Source organism: Pseudomonas sp. NFACC41-3, from assembly GCF_900109505.1.
Lineage (GTDB): Bacteria > Pseudomonadota > Gammaproteobacteria > Pseudomonadales > Pseudomonadaceae > Aquipseudomonas > Aquipseudomonas chlororaphis.
Map to the genome: position 1 here is coordinate 589,797 of NZ_FOAE01000002.1, position 19,201 is coordinate 608,997.

General features: G+C 64.9%; 22 protein-coding genes. 14 read left to right on the top strand and 8 right to left on the bottom strand.

The genetic code is table 11. The features are described 5' to 3' along the window. Positions 1–158 precede the first annotated feature (158 nt). The 3 genes from BMY68_RS12090 to BMY68_RS12100 all read left to right on the top strand — a co-directional run bounded on the left by BMY68_RS12090 (position 159) and on the right by BMY68_RS12100 (position 2,193). Positions 159–821: a LysE family translocator gene (locus tag BMY68_RS12090; RefSeq protein WP_007925134.1), complete on the top strand. Its 663-nt coding sequence runs from the start codon at positions 159–161 to the stop codon at positions 819–821. Between the two features lie 65 nt (positions 822–886). Further along, a complete protein-coding gene (locus BMY68_RS12095; protein WP_085531996.1) occupies positions 887–1,375 on the top strand; it encodes a GyrI-like domain-containing protein in 489 nt (162 codons plus the stop codon). Positions 1,376–1,695: 320 nt separating this feature from the next. Then, positions 1,696–2,193, top strand: coding sequence for a GNAT family N-acetyltransferase (locus tag BMY68_RS12100; protein WP_009045201.1), 498 nt, complete (start codon positions 1,696–1,698; stop codon positions 2,191–2,193). A 79-nt stretch (positions 2,194–2,272) separates the two neighbouring features. Here the strand turns inward: BMY68_RS12100 and BMY68_RS12105 are convergent, their stop codons facing one another. Next, complete coding sequence (locus BMY68_RS12105) at positions 2,273–2,878, bottom strand: pyridoxamine 5'-phosphate oxidase family protein (RefSeq protein WP_037004957.1); 606 nt, start codon at positions 2,876–2,878, stop codon at positions 2,273–2,275. 20 nt (positions 2,879–2,898) lie between these two features. Continuing rightward, positions 2,899–3,384, bottom strand: a complete 486-nt coding sequence (locus BMY68_RS12110) for a GNAT family N-acetyltransferase (protein WP_175534832.1) — start codon at positions 3,382–3,384, stop codon at positions 2,899–2,901. Between the two features lie 194 nt (positions 3,385–3,578). Between BMY68_RS12110 and BMY68_RS12115 the strand changes: the two genes are divergently transcribed. From BMY68_RS12115 to BMY68_RS12130, 4 genes are all read left to right on the top strand, one after another. Further along, entirely contained in the window at positions 3,579–4,013 is a 435-nt protein-coding gene (locus BMY68_RS12115) for a YybH family protein (protein ID WP_085531992.1), read from the top strand. Between the two features lie 67 nt (positions 4,014–4,080). Next, positions 4,081–4,425: a YciI family protein gene (locus BMY68_RS12120; protein ID WP_007925146.1), complete on the top strand. Its 345-nt coding sequence runs from the start codon at positions 4,081–4,083 to the stop codon at positions 4,423–4,425. A 55-nt stretch (positions 4,426–4,480) separates the two neighbouring features. Then, positions 4,481–4,972, top strand: a complete 492-nt coding sequence (locus tag BMY68_RS12125) for an SRPBCC family protein (RefSeq protein ID WP_085531990.1) — start codon at positions 4,481–4,483, stop codon at positions 4,970–4,972. Continuing rightward, entirely contained in the window at positions 4,972–6,222 is a 1,251-nt protein-coding gene (locus BMY68_RS12130; protein ID WP_085531988.1) for an RNA polymerase sigma factor, read from the top strand. The genes BMY68_RS12125 and BMY68_RS12130 overlap by 1 nt, the downstream gene beginning before the upstream one ends. Before the next feature lie 142 nt (positions 6,223–6,364). On the opposite strand, the gene BMY68_RS12135 is transcribed toward BMY68_RS12130, so the two are convergent. Then, entirely contained in the window at positions 6,365–7,219 is an 855-nt protein-coding gene (locus BMY68_RS12135) for a LysR family transcriptional regulator (RefSeq protein ID WP_053262327.1), read from the bottom strand. A gap of 90 nt (positions 7,220–7,309) precedes the next feature. Between BMY68_RS12135 and BMY68_RS12140 the strand changes: the two genes are divergently transcribed. After that, the gene (locus BMY68_RS12140) at positions 7,310–7,753 is read left to right on the top strand and encodes a multidrug/biocide efflux PACE transporter (protein ID WP_009045193.1); all 444 of its coding nucleotides are present in this window, start codon (positions 7,310–7,312) and stop codon (positions 7,751–7,753) included. 12 nt (positions 7,754–7,765) lie between these two features. Here the strand turns inward: BMY68_RS12140 and BMY68_RS12145 are convergent, their stop codons facing one another. Next, a complete protein-coding gene (locus BMY68_RS12145) occupies positions 7,766–8,413 on the bottom strand; it encodes a TetR/AcrR family transcriptional regulator (RefSeq protein WP_009045192.1) in 648 nt (215 codons plus the stop codon). Between the two features lie 144 nt (positions 8,414–8,557). On the opposite strand from BMY68_RS12145, the gene BMY68_RS12150 reads away from it, so the two are divergent. From BMY68_RS12150 to BMY68_RS12165, 4 genes are read left to right on the top strand one after another with little or no spacing between them, the layout of a single operon-like run. Further along, positions 8,558–9,166, top strand: coding sequence for a paraquat-inducible protein A (locus BMY68_RS12150; RefSeq protein WP_007925154.1), 609 nt, complete (start codon positions 8,558–8,560; stop codon positions 9,164–9,166). Beyond that, on the top strand, positions 9,166–9,780 hold the full coding sequence (locus BMY68_RS12155; RefSeq protein ID WP_009045191.1) for a paraquat-inducible protein A: 615 nt from the start codon (positions 9,166–9,168) through the stop codon (positions 9,778–9,780). The genes BMY68_RS12150 and BMY68_RS12155 overlap by 1 nt, the downstream gene beginning before the upstream one ends. Next, a complete protein-coding gene (locus tag BMY68_RS12160; protein WP_085531986.1) occupies positions 9,773–11,461 on the top strand; it encodes a PqiB family protein in 1,689 nt (562 codons plus the stop codon). The genes BMY68_RS12155 and BMY68_RS12160 overlap by 8 nt, the downstream gene beginning before the upstream one ends. Beyond that, entirely contained in the window at positions 11,458–12,063 is a 606-nt protein-coding gene (locus BMY68_RS12165) for a PqiC family protein (RefSeq protein ID WP_085531984.1), read from the top strand. Before BMY68_RS12160 ends, BMY68_RS12165 begins: the two co-directional genes overlap by 4 nt. Positions 12,064–12,270: 207 nt before the next feature. Here BMY68_RS12165 and BMY68_RS12170 read toward each other — a convergent pair whose 3' ends face one another. Beyond that, positions 12,271–13,887 carry an inorganic phosphate transporter gene (locus BMY68_RS12170; protein ID WP_085531982.1) on the bottom strand — a complete coding sequence of 539 codons (1,617 nt, stop codon included), beginning with the start codon at positions 13,885–13,887 and terminating at the stop codon, positions 12,271–12,273. 285 nt (positions 13,888–14,172) lie between these two features. Then, positions 14,173–15,195, bottom strand: coding sequence for a transporter (locus BMY68_RS12175; protein WP_085531980.1), 1,023 nt, complete (start codon positions 15,193–15,195; stop codon positions 14,173–14,175). Between the two features lie 274 nt (positions 15,196–15,469). Here BMY68_RS12175 and BMY68_RS12180 point away from each other — a divergent pair, with 274 nt between their 5' ends. Then, positions 15,470–17,095: a methyl-accepting chemotaxis protein gene (locus BMY68_RS12180; protein WP_009045185.1), complete on the top strand. Its 1,626-nt coding sequence runs from the start codon at positions 15,470–15,472 to the stop codon at positions 17,093–17,095. A gap of 63 nt (positions 17,096–17,158) precedes the next feature. Here BMY68_RS12180 and BMY68_RS12185 read toward each other — a convergent pair whose 3' ends face one another. Beyond that, positions 17,159–17,476, bottom strand: a complete 318-nt coding sequence (locus BMY68_RS12185; RefSeq protein WP_007925169.1) for a PepSY domain-containing protein — start codon at positions 17,474–17,476, stop codon at positions 17,159–17,161. Between the two features lie 152 nt (positions 17,477–17,628). On the opposite strand from BMY68_RS12185, the gene BMY68_RS12190 reads away from it, so the two are divergent. Next, positions 17,629–18,516, top strand: a complete 888-nt coding sequence (locus BMY68_RS12190; protein WP_085531978.1) for a sterol desaturase family protein — start codon at positions 17,629–17,631, stop codon at positions 18,514–18,516. A gap of 1 nt (position 18,517) precedes the next feature. On the opposite strand, the gene BMY68_RS12195 is transcribed toward BMY68_RS12190, so the two are convergent. Beyond that, complete coding sequence (locus BMY68_RS12195; protein ID WP_085531976.1) at positions 18,518–19,198, bottom strand: helix-turn-helix domain-containing protein; 681 nt, start codon at positions 19,196–19,198, stop codon at positions 18,518–18,520. Between the last annotated feature and the right edge of the window lie 3 nt (positions 19,199–19,201).

Genomic DNA, 19,201 nt, shown 5'->3' on the forward strand with positions numbered 1-19,201 from the left:
CCAGAGGGGCGCGGCAACTATTTTTTTGCCGGCAGCGGCGTTGCCTGGACAGGGATTTGCATCATGCAGGCTGGATTCGCAGCCCGCGCATTGTGTTTGCCGGGCCCTCCCGCGTTAAATACCCCCCACTCGAACAACCGCATCGAACAGGATGAATGATGGAGTTTACCAGCGGCTTTCTGCTGAGCCTTTCGCTGTGCCTGGACATAGGCGTGGCCAATATCGCGATGATTACCCTGGCCATGCAGCGTGGTTATTTCCAGGGTTTCTGCCTGGGCCTGGGCACCTGTGTCGGTGACCTGGTCTACGCCGTGCTGGCGCTGGCCGGCATGACCGTGCTGCTGCAGTACGAAGCGGTGCGTTGGGTGCTGTGGATCGGCGGGTCGGCGCTGCTGGTGTACTTCGCGGCGAAGATGATCTATTCGGCGATCCACCACAGCGCGGTGCTGGCCGAGGCCGGGGAGGTGGACAACGGTTCGCCGCGCAAGGAGTTTTTCCGCGGCATCTTCCTGGCCATGTCGTCCCCCAGCGCGATCCTCTGGTTCGCCGCGGTGGGCGGTACCCTGATTGCCCGTTCCGGCGGCGGTGACCTGCTCAGTTCCGGGCTGTTCCTCAGCGGTTTCTTCTGCGCCGGGCTGGCCTGGGTCGTGGGCCTGTGCTTTGCCGCGACCCAGGGCGGCAAGCTGTTGGGCGACAAGTTGTTGCGCTACTCCTACCTGGCATCTGCGGCGATCTTCTGCTATTTCGCGGTCTACGTGATCCTTTCCGGTTACCAGGAATTCATCGTCGGCGCGGCGGTCGCGGAGCTTCCCGCACTCTGACCCAGCGATTCGGGTTTGGCCTCTATACTCCCTGCCGAACCCATTTTTCAGGCAGGAGTCGCATCATGGATGAGCAAAAACAGGTCAGCGGGCCGGTGCCGCGTTTCGAGAAGGGGCGCTTTCTGCTGATCGCCGGTCTGGGCGGGCGTTTCACTCCCGAGACGACGCAGGGCATTCCTGAACTCTGGGAACGCTTCATTCCCCATATCGGCAAGGTTCCCGGCCAGGTCGGGGAGGAGACCTACGGCCTCTGCTGCAACCCCGACGGCAAGGGCGGGTTCGAATACATCGCCGGGGTCGAAATCAGCAAACTCGACGATTTGCCCGAGCTGTACCGCTGGGTCGAGGTGCCGCCGCAGCACTACGCGGTGTTCGAGCACCAGGGGCCGCTTGCGAGCCTGCCGCAGACCTTCCAGTACATCTGGAAAACCTGGCTGCCGCAGTCCGGGCGCGAAGCCGCCGATGCGCCGGAGTTCGAGCGCTACAGCGCCGACTTCAACCCCGACACCGGCCAGGGCGTGCTGGAAATCTGGCTGCCGCTCAAGGAACAGTGAGCCGCGCCGCGAGCACCGGCCGGGCCCGCGGTGGGCCCGGTCATTTGCCTTTGTTCGGCCGGCGGGCGCGCCACAGGTCGATGGACAGGGTGACAAAACCGAACGCACTGATACCGAACAGCACCAGCAAACCGATCTGAACATTGCTCATGGCGACTTCCGTACTCGACCAGGATGGGATTGATTGAGCCCTGATAAATAACCCGGTCGGTGCGCGGATGACAGCGACTCTACGCAGGTTTTACGGGCTTGCCGTCATTCGATATGCAAGCCTTATTACTTTATGATCGGCGGCATTTTCCATAGCCGATCTGTTCCCCATGACCTTATCCAGCCTGTTGATCCGTCAGGTCGCCGCCGCTGACCTGGACCGCTGCTTCGCCATCGAAACCCTGGCCTACGAAGGCGACGAAGCCGCCACCCGGGAAAAGATCGCCACCCGCATCGCCACCTGGCCCGAGGGCTTCATCGTCGCCGAAGTGGAGGGCGTGGTGGCCGGCTTCATCAATTCCGGAGCGGCCTTCGAGGTCGAGATGGCCGACGAGGCCTTCAAGGAACTGATCGGCCACGACCCGGCCGGGCCCCATGTGGTGATCATGTCGGTGGTGGTGCATCCGGACTATCAGGGCCAGGGTGTTTCCCGGCGTCTGCTGGAGGCCTTTATCGAGCGCATGCGCGGCCTGGGCAAGGCCAGCATCAACCTGATGTGCAAGGAGCGGCATGTGCCCTTGTACGAGCGCTTCGGCTTCGTCTACCTCAAGGCTTCGGCGTCGGACCATGGCGGCATGGCCTGGCACGAGATGGTGCTGGAGTTGTGAGGTCGTAACGCCACGGCGCAGGAGCGAGGCTTGCCCGCGAAAAGGGCGCCGCGGTCTGGCCGATGTACCGCGTCAGCCTTCAATACAGGCTGTTGCGCACCCGTTCCGGCATTTCCCGGTCGTAGCGGTCGGCGTCGAACTGGCCGTCGCAGAGGCGCTTGAGGATGGCGCCGGCCGAGGGCAGGGCCGAGCGTTCCAGGTAGTGCTCGGGGTTCCACAGGTCGGAGCGCACGATGGCCTTGGAGCAGTGGAAGTAGGCCGCCTCGACGTCCACCAGGATCACCGTGCGCGCCGGCTTGCCATTCACCGCGAAGCTGTCCAGCAGCGCCGGCTCGGCCGAGATCCGCGCCCGGCCATTGACCCGCAGGGTCTCGCCGATGCCCGGAATGATGAACAGCAGCGCCACCCGCGGGTCGCTGACGATATTGCGCAGGCTGTCGATGCGGTTGTTGCCCGGGCGGTCGGGCAGGGCCAGGGTGCGCTCGTCGATGATCCGCACGAAACCCGGGGTATCGCCGCGGGGCGAGCCGTCCATGCCGCCTGGGCCGACGGTGCTCAGGATCACCAGCGGCGAGGCGCGCACCATGGCCTGGTAGTCCGGGTTGAGGAAGGGGATTTCCTTGCGCACGGCGCGCTCAATGGGCTGGCCGTAGATTGCTTCCAGTTGCTCGAGGGTGGTCAGCATCATGCTTCTCCTGGGTAACGTCAGAACATCAGGGCCAGACGGCGTTCATAGCCGATGCGGCCCCTGTAGGCCTCGCCGCTGTCGACCCAGCCTTGCTTCAGGTAGAGGCTGAAGGCCGCTGCATTGTCCGTGTCCACCGACAGCATCAGCCCCTTGATCTCTGGCCACGCCTGGCGCGCGGCGACGGGCAGGGCTTGCAGGCAGGCCCGGCCGTAGCCCTGGCCCTGGACCCGCAGATCGACCTGCAAGGCATGCAGGGTGGCGGTGTCGGGGTCGGCCCAATGGGGCAGGAACGGTGGGCGCTTGAGCAGCAGGAAGGCCACCGGGACCTCGTCGGCCAGCAGGGCGAAGCCCTTGATCCCGGGCTCCGGCGCCTTGAGCAGGGTATGCAGCGCGGTGTAGATATCGCCGGAATAATTCTTCTGCCGCGGGTGCACTTCGAGCGCGTCGAGCTGCTGCAATTGCCTGGCGTCGAGCTGTTCGTAGGGCACGAGTCGGGTGGTCACTGGGCTGTCCATATCCGGGCACTGAGGGGGCTGGGTAAGTGGCGATTCTAGCGATTTTGCCCAGGGTTCCGGTTTTTTTTCCTGGCCCTGTCGATTGAGCGGGCGGCCAGACGACTAAGGGTGTCTTCACGATTTAACGGTCGCCTGCGGCGGCCACCTTGAGCCCGTATCACTCAATCGCAAGGAGAATCGCCATGAACGCCCAAACCACCGAAAGCGAAATCCGCAGCCTGATCGACGCCTGGCGCCAGGCCGTGATGGCCAAGGACATCGAGCGCATCGTCAGCTATTACGCCGACGACATCACCGCGTTCGACGCCGTGGCCGCGTTGCAATTCAAGGGCAAGCAAGCCTACCGCGCGCACTGGAAAGCCTGCATGGAGTTCTGCCCCGGCCCGGGCATCTTCGACTTCGAACAACTGCACATAGTCGGCGCCAGCGACAGCGCCTTCGCCCACTGGCTGGCCCACTGCGGCGGCACCGACGACAAGGGCGAGAGCAAGGCCTGCTGGATGCGCGTGACCGCCGGTTACCAGCGCCTGGGCGGCCAGTGGAAAGTGGTCCACGAACACTGGTCGGCGCCGTTCGACATGCAGAGCGGCACCGCCTTGTTCGACCTGCAACCCTGATCGTCGGGTTTTTCGCCAAAGCCTGAAACTGCAGCCATAGTTGATCAGCCCGATCGAGGAGAGCCCCATGAAATACCTATGCCTGGTCTACAGCGACGAACAGCTGTTGCACAGCCTGCCGGAGAGCCCGAAGGACGCCGAGTGCATGGCGTACGCCGAGTCGGTGCAGGGCAGCGGCCGGATGCTCGCCGCCGAGGCCCTGGAGTCGGTGCAGACCGCGACCACGGTGCGCATGCGCGGCGGCCGGCTGTCGATCACCGACGGCCCGTTCGCCGAAACCAAGGAACAGTTGGCCGGGTTCTACCTGATCGATGCCAAGGACCTCAACGAAGCCATCCAGGTCGCCGGCAACATCCCGGCGGCCCGGGTCGGCAGTGTCGAGGTGCGCCCGGTGCGTGAGTTGAATCCCTGATCGCCACCCTGGAAAAACGAGCCCTGGAAAAACAAGCATAAGCAGGAGTTTCGCAATGACCGAGCACAGCGTGGGCCGTGCGCCCGCCCAATATGAGTTGTCCATCAGCCGCCTGATCGATGCGCCGCCCGGCAAGCTGTTCCGTGCCTGGACCGAACCGCAGTTGCTGGTGCAATGGTGGGGACCCCACGGCATGACCACCCCCGAGTGTGAAATGGACTTGTGGGTCGGCGGCCAGTTTCGCACCCTGATGCGCGCCCCGGACGGCAACGAATACCCGACCATGGGCGTGTTCCTGGAGATCGTCGCGCCGCGGCGGCTGGTGTTCACCGATGCCTTCCTGCCGGGCTGGATTCCTTCGGGCAAGGCCTTCATGAGCGCCGAGGTGACCTTCGACGACCTGGACGGCAAGACCCTCTACACCGCCCGCGCCATGCACTGGAGCGAAGAGGATCGCCAGGCCCATGAAGCCATGGGTTTTCACGAGGGCTGGGGGCAGAGCCTGGATCGCCTGGAAAGCCTGGTGACCCAAGGCATGCCGGACTGATGCCGGCGGTGGCGCAAGACAGCGTCAAGGCGCTGGTGGAGACGGTCTACCGCAACGAGTCGCGGCGGATCCTGGCGACCCTGATTCGCCTGCTGGGGGATTTCGACCTCGCCGAAGAAGCCTTGCACGAGGCGTTCTTCGTCGCGGTCGAGCGCTGGCAGCGCGACGGCGTACCGGACAACCCGCGGGCCTGGCTGGTGTCGGCCGGGCGTTTCAAGGCCATCGACGGCTTGCGTCGGCGGGCGCGTTTCGCCGCGTCCCAGGCGGCGCTGGTCAGCCAGCTCGAAGAGCTGGAGCAGGCAGACTGGAGCGAGGAAGACCTGGAAGACGACCGCCTGCGCCTGATCTTCACCTGCTGTCACCCGGCGTTGGCGGCGGATGCCCAGGTGCCGCTGACGTTGCGGGAGATCTGCGACCTGACCACCGAGGAAATCGCCCGGGCCTTTCTCTCGGCGCCGGCCACCATCGCCCAGCGCATCGTGCGCGCCAAGGCCAAGATCCGCGATGCGCACATCCCTTATCAGGTGCCGTCCCTGAGTGAACTGCCCGAGCGCCTGGACAGTGTGTTGCGGGTGATTTACCTGGTATTCAACGAAGGCTATTCGGCGTCGATGGGCGCCGAGTTGACCCGCGAAGACCTGACCCATGAGGCGATCCGCCTCGGCCGTCTGTTGCTGGAACTGCTGCCGGAACCCGAAGTGATGGGCCTGCTGGCCTTGATGCTGTTGCATGAGTCGCGGCGCCTGGCGCGAACCTCGGCCACCGGGGAGCTGGTGCTGCTGGACGAACAGGACCGCTCGCTGTGGGACCGCGAACTGATCGCCGAAGGCTGCGCCCTGGTGGAGCACGCCCTGGGCACCCGCCGTTTCGGCCCGTACTGCCTGCAAGCGGCGATCGCCGCGGTGCATGCCGAGGCGGCGACCGCCGGGGAAACCGACTGGCAGCAGATCGTCGGTCTGTATGACGTGCTGTTGCGCGCCATGCCCTCGCCGGTGATCGAACTGAACCGCGCGGTCGCCATCGCCCAGCGGGACGGGCCGCTGGCCGGCCTGGAGCGGGTCGAGGCGATCCTGGCCCGGGGCGAGTTGCAGGATTACCACCTGGCCCATTCGGCGCGGGCCGAGTTCTGCCGGCAATTGGGCCGGATTGAACCGGCACGGGAAGCCTATCTGCGCGCCCTGGAACTGACCCGACAGGAACCGGAGCGGCGTTTTATCGAGAACAAGCTCGAAGCCCTGAAAACCCTCTGAACTCTTGCCGATCCGAAGACTGCGGTCGGCCGAGCGGTCGTGGTCTATTGACGATCGCTGAAGGCCTGCGGCCTTATCGCTGCCGCAGGCTGCGATCGGGCGCGGAGCGGCCGCCAGCGGGGCGAGCCTCTGCAAAAAACGTTTATTCCAGCATCCGCCCCAGCAACCAGCTGCCCGCCGGACCTGGCGGGTGCAGGCGCGACCACAGGGCATCGACCGCCACGTTGCGCGGCCAGCCACGGGCATCGAGTTCCACCAGGCTGTCGGCGCCGAAACGCTCCACCAGCCAGCGCGGCAGGGGCGCCCAGCCAAAGCCGCCCTGGGCCATTTCCAGCAGCATCAGATAGCTCGGCGCCGACCACACCCGGCCCCGGGCCCGGCTGTCGTAGGGGTTGACGATGGTCGCCAGGCGCAGCTCGCGGTGCTGTTGCAGGCGCGCCTGATCGATATTTTTCAGTGCCGCCAAGGGGTGGTTGCGCGACACGAACAGGGCGATTTCGGTGCGCTCGTCCACCGTCGAATGGTCGAGGTCCGCCGGGTATTCGGGCTGCATCTCGGCGAAGGCGATCTGCGCCCGACCGCGCTGGACCAGCTCGATCAGGTCGTCGCATTCGGCGATCAGGCATTCCAGTTCCAGGTCCGGGTAGCGTTGTTCGAAGGCGCTCAGCGAGGTTTCGAAACGATCCGACTGATAGGTGTCGGACAGGGCCACCGTGAGCTTGGCTTCCACGCCCTGGGCCAGCTGGCTGGCGGCCATTTCCAGGCGGCTGGTGGCGGCCAGGATGTCTTCGGCCCGTTGCAGCATGACGTGGCCTTGCGGGGTGAGGGCGGGCTTGCGGCTGCTGCGGTCGAACAGCTGCAGGTCGAGATCGATCTCCAGGCTCGCCACCGCCGCGCTGATGGTCGACTGGCTCTTGCCGAGCTTGCGCGCGGCCGCGGAAAACGAGCCTTGGGTGGCCGCCTGGACAAAGGCCAGCAGTACTTCGTGTGAGGCCATGAACTATCGCCTTGCTCGATGGTTAATGATTATGAAGTATCGGAACCTAAGGTGATCATGGCAACCACATTCACTTGCGGGAGCCAGATCATGAGCAGCACCAAATCCTTGACCGAACGGGTTTTCCAGGCCGTGGGCTTCGAGCTGCTGGCGTTCGCGCTGTGTACGCCGCTGCTGGCCTGGATCATGGACAAACCCTTTGTCGACATGGGCGTGGCGACCATCGCCATCGGCCTGATCGCCCTGGCCTGGAACGTGGTCTTCAATGGCCTGTTCGACCGCCTGCTCAAGCGCCTGGCCCTGGCGCCCAGCGGCTGGACCCGGGTCGCCCATGCGCTGCTGTTCGAAGGTGGCCTGGTGGCGGTAAGCGTGCCGCTGATTGCCTGGTGGCTGCAGGTCAGCCTGATGCAGGCGTTGATTCTCGACATCGGCGTGCTGCTGTTCTTCCTGCCGTACACCTATGTCTATCACTGGGGTTACGACCTGGTGCGGGAACGCTTGATGCTGCGTCGTCCGCTCGATCGCGCCAGTTGAACAGCGCAGGGGTCAGCGGGCGGCGTGGTGCCGCTCGATGGCTTCGAGGTAGGCCTTCATCGCCCGGGGGACTTCCTGCAACAGCAGGATGCTCTTGAGCTGGCTATTCTCCAGGGCAACCTGGAACAGGCCGATGGGCAATCCGCGCATGGCCGTCACGTAAGCGTCGCGCTCCGCGGCGCTGGCGGTGGGCAGGCGCAGGGCGAGCATGCGGTCGTAGGTTTCCTGGATTCGCGCCTGGATGGTCGGGGCCTGGAGCTGGCAGGGCGTGAAGGTGGGGCTGATCATCTGCAGCAGGTCGGGATGGGTCTCGAGGTATTCCATGATCGGCATGATCATCCGGTCGATCACCTCCTGGCTGCTCGACTCGACCCAGGTGGCCGGGTCGATGGCCAGGAGGTTGGCGGTGATCTGTTCGAAGGCGTCGATATGGCGCTGGCCCAGGGCGTCGAGCACGCTCTGCTTGTCGCTGAAGAAGTGGTACAGCGAACCGATGGAGGTGCCGGCTTCGCGCGCGAGGCCATGCATGGTCAGGCTGGCCACTCCCTGGCTGACCAGCAGGTGGGCGCAGGCGTCGAGAATCGCCGTGACCCGTTCATGGCCACGAGTCTGTTTCGGCGAGCGCGGGTTTTTGGCCGGGAGCATTTTTGAATCGTTCATGGTCTGAGAGGCAGCAAGGGGCATACATTATGGCGCACCGGGGCGATTGCAGTCCTCAGGTAAAACTAGACACCATCCTCTACTTTTGCAGAGAATACGCGCCATGGATCAGCGCCCTCCGCTGTCCCACCTGACTTGAAGACCATGACACTCTCTCCCAACTGGATCATCTGCGAGCATTGCGATTCGTTGTACGAGTCCGTGCCGCTTGCAAAAGGCCAGACCTCCCAGTGCTCGCGCTGCGGGGCGGTGCTGGAGCGCGCCCGGCACCTGAACGTGCAGCAGCTGCTCGCCCTGTCGATCACCGCGGCGCTGCTGTTCGTGTTCGCCAATGCCTTCCCGGTGATCGGCATCAGCCTCGAAGGCCTGAGCAACGAAGCCACCCTCTGGCAGTCGGTCGAAGCCCTGGCCCAGGGCCGCATCAGCCTGATCGCCGCCGTCACTGGCCTGGCCATCATCCTTGCCCCCGGCCTGCAGATTGCCCTGCTGTGCTGGGTGCTGGGCTTTGCCAACATCGGGCGCGCGGCGCCGGGCTTCAAGGCCTGCATGCGGGCCCTGGAACACCTGCGACCGTGGAGCATGCTGGAGGTGTGCCTGCTGGGCATCCTGGTGGCCATCGTCAAGCTGGCCGGCATGCTCGACGTGCATCCGGGCCTGGGGCTGTGGTCGCTGGCGATGCTGACGGTGCTGATCATCCTGATTTCCGGCAAGGGCATCCGCCGCCTCTGGGACGACCTGGAGGGCCGCTACTGATGAGCCAGCCTCCCTATGCCCGCGACCTGGGCCTGATGCTCTGCCACACCTGCGGCCAGACCTGCCCCCGGGACGTTCACTACTGCCCGCGCTGCGAGGCCGTGGTGCATGCGCGCAAACCCAACAGCCTGAGCCGTACCTGGGCCTTTCTCGTGGCCAGCCTGATTCTCTACATCCCGGCCAACGTGCTGCCGGTGATGTATACCCAGATCTTCGGCAGCGGCAGCGAAAACACCATTCTCAGCGGCGTGCTGGAGTTCTGGCAGCACGGCTCCTGGGACATTGCCCTGCTGATCTTCATCGCCAGCGTGGTGGTGCCATGCAGCAAGTTCCTGGTCCTGGGGATGCTGCTGATCACCTGCCAGCGCCGCAGCCATTGGGCGATGCGCGAGCGCGCCAAGCTGTACCGCTTTATCGAGGTGATCGGCTACTGGTCGATGCTCGACGTGCTGGTGGTCGCCCTGGTGGCGGCGCTGGTGCAATTCCACGCCCTGAGCTCGATCGAGCCGCGCATGGGCATTCTGTTTTTTGGTTTGGTCGTGGTCCTGACGATGTTCGCGGCCATGAGTTTCGATCCCCGGCTTATCTGGGATGTAGAGGTTGAAGATGTCTGATCATCCAGGTTCCAACGCTTCAAACGCGCCAGCGAGGCCGGGTACCCCCGCGGTCAGGACGCGCCGGTTCAATATCTCGCTGGTGTGGATCGTGCCCATAGTCGCGGCCCTGGTCGGCCTGTCGATGCTGGTGCACAAGTCGCTGTCGGCCGGACCCGAGATCTCCATCAGCTTCCAGACCGCCGAAGGCCTGGAAGCCAACAAGACCCAGGTCAAATACAAGAACGTGGTGATCGGCAAGGTCACCTCCATCGCCTTGAGCAAGAACCGCAGCAAGGTGATCGCCAAGGTCGAGCTGGACCAGTCGGCGGAGTCCTTCACCGCCGCCGACTCGATGTTCTGGGTGGTGCGCCCGCGTATTGGCGCGGGCGGTGTGTCCGGGGTCGACACCCTGCTGTCGGGGGCCTTTATCGGCGCCGACGCCGGCCATGAAGAGAAGCGCAAGAAAAGCTTCGTCGGCCTGGAGACGCCGCCTGCGGTGACTTACGGGCAAAAGGGCAAGCGCTTCACCCTGCGCACCGATGACCTGGGCTCGCTGGATGTCGGTTCGCCGGTCTATTACCGGCGCATCGAGGTGGGCCAGGTGATTTCCTACAAACTGTCGGATAACGGCAAGGGCGTGGACGTGCGGATCTTCGTCAACGCGCCCAACGACCAGTTCGTCACCACCGACTCGCGTTTCTGGAACGCCAGCGGCGTGGACGTGACCCTGGGCGCCAACGGCCTGAAGGTCAACACCGAATCCATGTCGTCGATCCTCGCCGGCGGCATCGCCTTCGTCGAACCCAAGTACAGCCCCAACGCCAAGCCGGCCGAGGAAAACGCCAGCTACCAGCTGTTCGCCGACCAGGACACCGCGCTGGCGCCGCCCGATGGCGACCCGTACTACATGCGCATGCGTTTCGACCAGACCCTGCGCGGGCTGGCGCTTAATGCGCCGGTGGAGTTCCTCGGGGTGAACATCGGCCGGGTGGTGTCGATGGACCTGGATTACGACGAGCAGAAAAAGACCTTCTCCACCGTGGTCGGCGTGGTGATCTACCCGGCACGCCTGGGCAAGGTCCATCAGCAACTGGAGAAACTCAGCGGTGCCGATGAAAGTCGCGCGGGCTACCTGATCGGTGCCTTCGTCCAGCATGGCCTGCGGGCCCAGGCGCGCAGCGGCAACCTGCTGACCGGCCAGCTGTATATCTCCATGGACTTCATCCCCAACGCCAAGCCGGTGCCTTTCGATGCGACCGCGCGGCCGCTGGAAATTCCCACCGTGCCGGGCGGGCTCGACAAGTTGCAGGAGCAGTTGCAGCGAGTGGTGGAGAAGATCAGCAAATTGCCGATCGATGCCATCGCCAACAACCTCAATGGCAGCCTGACCGAGATGCAGAAGACCTTGCAGAACGTCAACGGCAAGGTATTGCCGGAGATGCGCGACACCCTGGAGCAGACCAAGAAAACCCTGACCACGGCCAACGACAGCTTCGCCGAGGACTCGCCGCAGCGCCTGCAACTGGGCCAGGCGATGGACGAAGTGCAGCGCACCGCCCGTTCGGTACGGGTGCTCACCGATTTCCTCAGTCGTCATCCCGAAGCACTGATCCGTGGGCGGCTCAAGGACAATCAGCCGGACGCCTACAAATCCTCGACCTCGTCTTCTCGTGAGCCTGAATCGGAAGTCCAGCCATGAAAAAAACTCTAGTGTTGCTGATCGCGTCCCTGGGCCTGGCGGCCTGCAGCTCGGCGCCGACCCATTACTACACCCTGATGCCGCCGGCGCCCGAGCCGGCGGCTGCTGGCGGCGCGGCGTCGGGCCTGCAATTCGAAATGGCCGGGGTGCGCATTCCGATGCAGGTCGACCAGCCACAACTCGTGGTACGCCAGGACGGCGGCACCCTGGCGATCCTGGAAACCGCGCGCTGGAGCGCGCCGCTGGTGGATGAGTTCCACGATGCCCTGGCCAGCCAGATGGAGCAGCAATTGGGCACGCGCAACCTGGAGGGTCTGCCCAAGTCCGCGGGGCAGCCGATCCTGTCGTTGCAGACCGATGTGCGCCGCTTCGAATCGGTGCCGGGGCGTTATGCGCTGATCGACGTGGTGTGGAACCTGCGCCTGCGCGGCGATGGCGTCGAGCGCCGCAGCCTGACCTGCAGCAGCCGCATCAGCCAGCCGGCCAGCGTCGAGCTGTCGAGCCTGGTCCAGGCCCACCAGCGGGCCATCGACGAGCTGGCCAAGCGCATTGCCGGCACCGCCAAACGCTGGGCGCAAAACCCTGCCACACGCTGTCCCTGACCCGGCTTTTGTAGCCGCTGCCGTAGGCTGCGATAAGGCCGCAGGCCTTCAGCGATCTTCAGTACGCAGCGGCCGTACCGGCCGATCGCAGCCTGCGGCAGCGGCTACAGGGGGCCATACACCGAAGGGCAATCCCGCCCCTGTAGGAGCGAGCTTGCTCGCGATGGCGTCAGCAGCCACACCGCCGATTCAGCCGAAGAGGCGGGCTCAGAACAATTGGGTGAACAGCCAGTACAGACTGCCGGACAGCAGGATCGCGGCGGGTAGGGTCAGCACCCAGGCCATCAGCAGGTTGCGGATGGTCTGCATCTGCAGGCCGCCGCCGTTGGCGACCATGGTCCCGGCCACACCTGAAGACAATACGTGGGTGGTGGACACCGGCAGGCCGAACATATCGGCGGCGCCGATGGTCAGCATCGCCACGGTTTCCGCCGAAGCGCCCTGGGCGTAGGTCAGGTGGGTCTTGCCGATCTTCTCGCCGACGGTGACCACGATGCGTTTCCAGCCGACCATGGTGCCCAGCCCCAGGGCGATGGCCACGGCGATCTTCACCCACAGCGGAATGAAGCGCGTGGCGTTGTCGATCTGCTGCTTGAACAGTTGCAGCTTGCCCTGGGTGTCGGCGTCGAAATCGCCGACCTGGTTCTTGTCCATCAGGCGGATGGTTTCGCTGCTCAGGTACATGTCGTTGCGCACGTTGCCCATGGCTTCGGCCGGCACCTTGGCCAGGGAGCCGTAGCCCTTCACTTCGTCACCGATATGACCGGTCAGGGCGGCCAGGGCCGGGACCAGCTGCGGCGTGGCTTCCTTGCTGCGTACATAGTCGGAAAGCACCGCGCGCGGGTCGGCCGGAGCCGGCTGTGGGGCGTTTTTCACCAGGGCTTGTTGGGTGACTTCGGCCACCGCGGCGAATTGCAGGGCCTGGTCGGCCGGCATGGTGCGATTCAGCGCGTAGGCCATGGGCAGGGTGCCGACCAGGATCAGCATGATCAGGCCCATGCCTTTCTGGCCGTCGTTGGAGCCATGGGCGAAGGACACGCCGGTACAGGTGACGATCAGCATGCCGCGAATCCACCACGGCGGCGGGGTATTGCCCTTGGGCGCCTTGTACAGCGCGCGGTTCTTCACGAACAGGCGCAGGGCCAGGAGCAGCAGGGCGGCGAAGGCGAAGCCGATCAGCGGCGAGAACAGCAGGGCGTAGCCGACCTTGGTGGCCTGGCTCCAGTCCACGCCGCTGGTGCCGTCGCGGCCGTGCATCAGGGCGTTGGCCACGCCGACGCCGATGATCGAGCCGATCAGGGTGTGGGACGAGGAGGCCGGCAGGCCCAGCCACCAGGTGCCGAGGTTCCACAGGATGGCGGCGATCAGCAAGGCGAAGATCATGGCGAAGCCGGCCGACGAACCGACCTGCAGGATCAGCTCCACCGGCAGCAGGGCGATGATGCCGAAGGCCACCGCGCCGCTGGACAGCAGCACGCCGAGGAAATTGAAGAAACCCGACCAGACCACCGCGAAATGCGGCGGCAACGAGTGGGTGTAGATCACCGTGGCCACGGCGTTGGCGGTGTCGTGGAAACCGTTGACGAACTCGAAGCCCAGGGCGATCAGCAGCGCCACGCCAAGCAGCAGGAACGGGGTCCAGGTGGTGACCGTGGTGCCCAGCTCGTGCACGTCGTGCATCAGGCTGTAGGCGGTGAACAACAGGCCCATGGCGAGGATCGCGAAGAACACCACGAGGGTGAAGGGGCTGGCTTTTTTGTCCAGCTGCGGTCTGGCTTCGAGGGCGGGGGAAGGGGAGGCGGCGGTCAGGGAAGGGGTGGCCATTGCCGGACAATCCTGTGGCAGGGAGGAGTGTCGCCCATGATCGTTGCCAAATATTACAGAGAGACTGCCTCAGGTCAGTGTTTGGGTGAATCCTTTAACCACTGGTCAAGAAGCCGCGCCCTTTTCTGTAGGAGCGAGCGGGCGGCGATCCGACTTGCCCGTGATGGCGTCTGTAGCCGCTGCCGCAGGCTGCGATCGGTCTGGGCCGGCCGTGGCGGGCCTTGAAGTCGCCGGAGGTCCTGCAGACCTTGCGCAGCCTGCGGCAGCGGCTACAGGGAATAGGGCCTACATATCCTGGCGCTTGCGAAACGCCCAGCGGCCGGCGATGACGGTGAAGGTGGCGACCAGCGCGACGAGGATCCAGAAGCCCTCCGGGTCCTCAGAGAAGGGGATGCCGCCGACGTTCATGCCGAAGAAGCCGGCGATGATGTTGATCGGCAGCGCCAGCACCGTGACCACGGTCAGGGTGAACAGGGTGCGGTTGGTCTGTTCGTTGATATTGGCGGCGATCTCTTCCTGCAGCAGCTTGATCCGCTCGCCGAGGGCGGTGAGGTCGTTGATGATCAGGGCGAACTCCTCGGTGGACTTGCGCAGCTCCTTGACGTCCTCCTTCTGCAGCCATTGCGGCGGCCGGTTGAGCAGCCGCAGCAGCGAGCCCGGCTCCAGCGCCAGCAGGCGTTGCAGGCGCACCAGCACCCGGCGCATGGCCCCCAGCTCGGCACGGTTGGTGGAGATCCGCGCGGCCAGCAACTGGTCTTCGATCTGGTCGACGTTGAGGCTGGTCTTGCGCACGATCTGGGTCAGCACTTCGCCCTGGTCGCGCAGCAGGTGCACCAGCAGTTCCAGGGGCGAGCGGAAACGTTCGCCGGCCTTGACCGAGGAGCGCAGCTTGTCCACCGAATGCAAGGGTTGCAGGCGCGCGCTGACGATCAGCCGGCTGCGCACGCAGACCCACAGGGTGGAGATGTCCGAGGAAACCATGCTGCCGAAGTTGAACACCACGTCGTTGACCACCGCGAGCAGGGCTGAGTCCACATGCTCGATGCGGGTCGAGCGAGAGCCTTCGTGCAAGGCCTCGAAGAATTCCTCGGGCAGGGCCAGGTGAGTCTGCATCCAGCGTTCGCAGGCGGCATGGGCCAGGTTCAGGTGCAGCCAGAGAAACGCCTCGCCATCGTCCGACTGTTGCAGGGCTTGCAGGGCCTTGGCCGAATCCAGTTCGCGACCCCGCTCGCCGGGGCGGAACGCAAAGCCGTAGAGCAGGCCGAACAGATCCGAATCGCGATGGGCATGGTCGATGCTGTGGTTCATGGAGGCTCGCAGGAGGGAAGGCACCTGTAGGCGGTTTTACAGGTTCACTTGAGCCCGATCATCGCAAGGCTTCATGACTGTTTTGTGACGGTTCGAAGTGCAATATTCGGCGGTTATAACCGGCTGTCGGAGGCGCTCAAGAAAGCCTCTTCCAGGCCGATCACGCCTACGACGACTGCGCGACCGGCTTGCCCCGGTTCGCCTGACAGGGATGTTCGCACGCTACCCATGCCCACCTCGGGCGTGCTCTATCCCTGTTGAGAGATCTCATTCGATGTCCTTGCAAAAATCCCTGAGAGCGCAAGTCCTGGCTTTGTTGAGCGGCAGCTTGCTGGCGGTGCTGTTGATCGCGCTGGCGTGTTTTCACTTCCTGTCCAATGGCGTGCAAGGTTATCGCGAGCTGATCGAGGGGCCGTTGCGCACCTCGCAGCTGATCGATGAAGCCAACCTGCAATTCAAGGTCCAGGTGCAGGAATGGAAAAACGTGTTGCTGCGTGGCAAGCAGAGCGCCGAGCTGAGCAAATACTGGCAGCAGTTCGAGGAACGCCAGCGCGATGTGCAGGGCATTCTTGGCCAACTGGCGGCCGAGCCCGGCATAGACGCGGCGCTCAAGGGCCGTATCGAGCGCTTGCGGGAAGAACATCGGGTGCTGGGCACGGCGTACCAGAAGGGCCGCGATGCCTTTGTCGCCGCTGGTGCCGATCCGGCCGCCGGCGATGCCGCGGTCAAGGGCGTGGACCGCGCCGCCAGCGAGCAGATGAGCGCACTGGTGAGCGAGCTGCGCAAGCAGGGCAGCGAGCGGTCGCGCGACATCAGCGCCGCCGCCCAGCGCACGGTGTGGATCGGCCTGCTGGTGATGCTGGCCTCGGGCTTGTTGATCGGCCTGCTGAGCCTGTGGCTGGTCAACCGCAGCCTGGTGGAACCGATCCGTCAGTTGATCGACTACGTGGCGCAACTCAGCCGTGGGCGGATTGCCGAACGCGTGGCCAGCAGCCGTCAGGACGAGCTGGGCAAGCTGGCGGTGGCCGCCAACACCTTGCGGGATTTCCTCGCTGAAACCTTCAGCCGCCTGCAGCGCAGCGCCACCGACCTGGACAGCTCCAGCGGCGAACTGAATGCGATTGCCACCCTGATGTCCCAGGGCACCAACGATCAGTTCAATCGCACCGACCAGGTCGCCACGGCGATGAACGAAATGTCCGCCACCGCCCAGGAAGTAGCGCGCCATGCGGCGGATGCGGCGCGCGCCGCGGATGACGCCGACCAGTCGGCCCAGCAGGGCGAGCAGGTGATGCAGGGCACCATCCACACCATCACCCTGATGCGTGGCGAAATCGCCAACACCGCCGAGGTGATCCGCCGCCTGGAGGCCGACAGCGGGCGTATCGGCAAGGTGCTGGAGGTGATCCGCGGCATCGCCGAGCAGACCAACCTGCTGGCGCTCAACGCGGCCATCGAGGCGGCCCGGGCCGGCGAGGCCGGGCGTGGCTTCGCCGTGGTCGCCGACGAGGTACGCAGCCTGGCGCAGCGCACCGCGGCGTCGATCATCGAGATCAACCAGATTATCCAGAGCGTGCAGACCGGCGCGCTGGACGCCGCCCATGCGATCGAGAGTGGCCAGGCGCGCAGCGATGCCAGCGTCGAGCAGGTGACCCAGGCCGGCGCCATGCTGGAGCGGATCACCGAGGCGGTCGAGGCGATCCGCGACATGAACCGGCAGATCGCCACGGCGGCGGAGGAGCAGACCTCGGTGGCCGAGGACATCTCGCGCAACCTGACCGAGATCACCACGATCGCCAGCACCAACCTGGATAACGTGCAGCGCACCGAGCGCGCCAGCCAGAACCTGCACGAGCTGTCGGGGCAGTTGAATGAGGTGACGGCACGTCTGAGTGCCTGATGCGCCAGGGCATGAAAAAGCCGCGTGGCCTTTCGGCCACGCGGCTTTTTTTGTCCTGAAGAATTACTTGTCTTGCTTGTTGCTCAGGACCTTGCCGGTCTTGGCATCCAGATCGACGTCCCACTCGACGCCCTTGGCGTCACGCAGTTCCACCTGGTAGACGTAGGCGCCGGCCGCGGTCTGCTCAAGCTCGGTGTCGGTGATGTTGGCGGCGGTGGTGCCAGGGTGTTCGGCCAGGGCCGCCTGGTTGAGTTTTTCCAGGTCCATGATGGTGCCGGCCTTGAGCAGGCCCGGGATCAGGTCCGGGCGCACGTCGGCCTGGGCCAGGCCAGCGGTCAGGGTCAGGGCGGTAGCGGCGAACAGGGCAGTCAACGTTTTCATAGGGTCTTTCCTTGGGGTGATTCGTTTAAGTGGGTTCAGGTTAGCCGGTACAACTTAATTCACCCTTAATTCAGCGCAAGCTTTGCGCCGTTTGTTCAATTGCCGTGGCCCTCGGGTCTTTCAAACTGTGCTCTCGAACAGGAGAGGCAGTGATGAAAGCAATGATCAAAGGCTTGTACGGTCCGGCGTTTTTCGCCGGCTTCATCGGCGCTGGCGTGTGGGTGATGGGCTCGCCGGGGCTGGCCCCGGGCTGGCTGCTGCTGGTGTTCGCCGGGGCGCTGGGGGGGGCCTTTGTCGCGGAAGGGTGGTTGCCCTATGAGGTGGACTGGAACCGCCCGCGGCAGGATCGCCTGCGTGACGTGTTGCACGCGCTGGTCAATGAAAGCCTGAACGCCCTGGGGTTGCTGCTGTTGCCGGGGCTGGTGAGTTTGCTGGCGTTCGATGGCCTGTGGCCGCGCGGCTGGTCGCTGTGGGCGCAGTTGGCGCTGGCGATGGTCGTCGCCGACTGCGGCCTGACCCTGGCGCATTACTTCAGCCATCGGCTGCCCTGGCTGTGGCGTCTGCACGCGGTGCATCACAGCGTGCAGCGTTTGTATGGCTTCAACGGCTTGATGAAGCATCCGCTGCATCAGTTGCTGGAAGCCAGCGCCGGACTATTGCCGCTGCTGTTTTTGGGAGTCCCCTTGCCGGTGGCGCAACTGCTGGCGTTTGCCATTGCCATCCAGCTGCTGTTGCAGCACTCCAATGTCGACATGCGCCCCGGCCCCCTGGGCTGGGTGTTTGCCTGGGCGCCGATGCACCGCTTTCACCACATGAAGTACGGCACCGCCGGCAATGTGAATTTCGGCCTGTTCCTGAATGTCTGGGACTGGCTGCTGGGCACGGCGTTTTATTCCTCGGCCTACCCGATCCGCCAGGGCGACCTGGGCATTGGCAGCCAGCCGGATTATCCGCAGGCGTACTGTCGACAATTGTTGGCACCCTTCAGCAGGCAAGCCGTGCATGAGGAACCGCCGGTGCCCTTGCCGTTGCGCCGTTGAGTCAGTCCAGCAGGCGCAGCTCGATGTGTTGCAGGGCTTGGCGCGCGGTGACGCCGAACAGGGTTTTCAGGGTGCGGGAGAAGTGTGCGGAATCGGCAAACCCGGCGCCATGAGCCGCCTCGGTGATGGCCTGGCCCGCCAGCACCAGGCCCATCGCCAGGCGCAGGCGCCGCCACAGCACCAGGCGCCGCACCGGCAACCCGAGCTGGCCGCTGAACAGCCGTTCGAGCTGGCTCAGGGACAGGTGCGCATGGGCCGCCAGGGCGCTGGCCGAGACCTTGCCGGTCAATTGTCGGTCGAGGACCTCCAGGGCCTTTTCGATCCGCCGGTCCTGCAAGATTCGGCGCGGGCAACGCCGCAGCGCTTCGGTCAGCGCCGGCAGCGTCAGCTCGACACCCAGCAGGCTGTCTTGCAGGGCCTGGGCGTCAATCGTCAGCGGTTCGGCGTAGAGGGTGAACAGGGGCCCGGGTGCATCGAGGATGGCATGCCGTTGCATGGCCGGGATGAACACATGCTTTGCGGTGCAGGGCTGGTCGTCGAGGCTGACGGTGACCGGTGCGGCGGGGGCAAGGATCAGTTGATGGGCGTAGTGGGCGTGGGGCGCGGTACGCCCCAGCTCGCCCTGGATCAGTCCGTAGTCACGCCCGAGCCACAGCTGGCCTGTCCACTCGGGCGTGCGCACGGC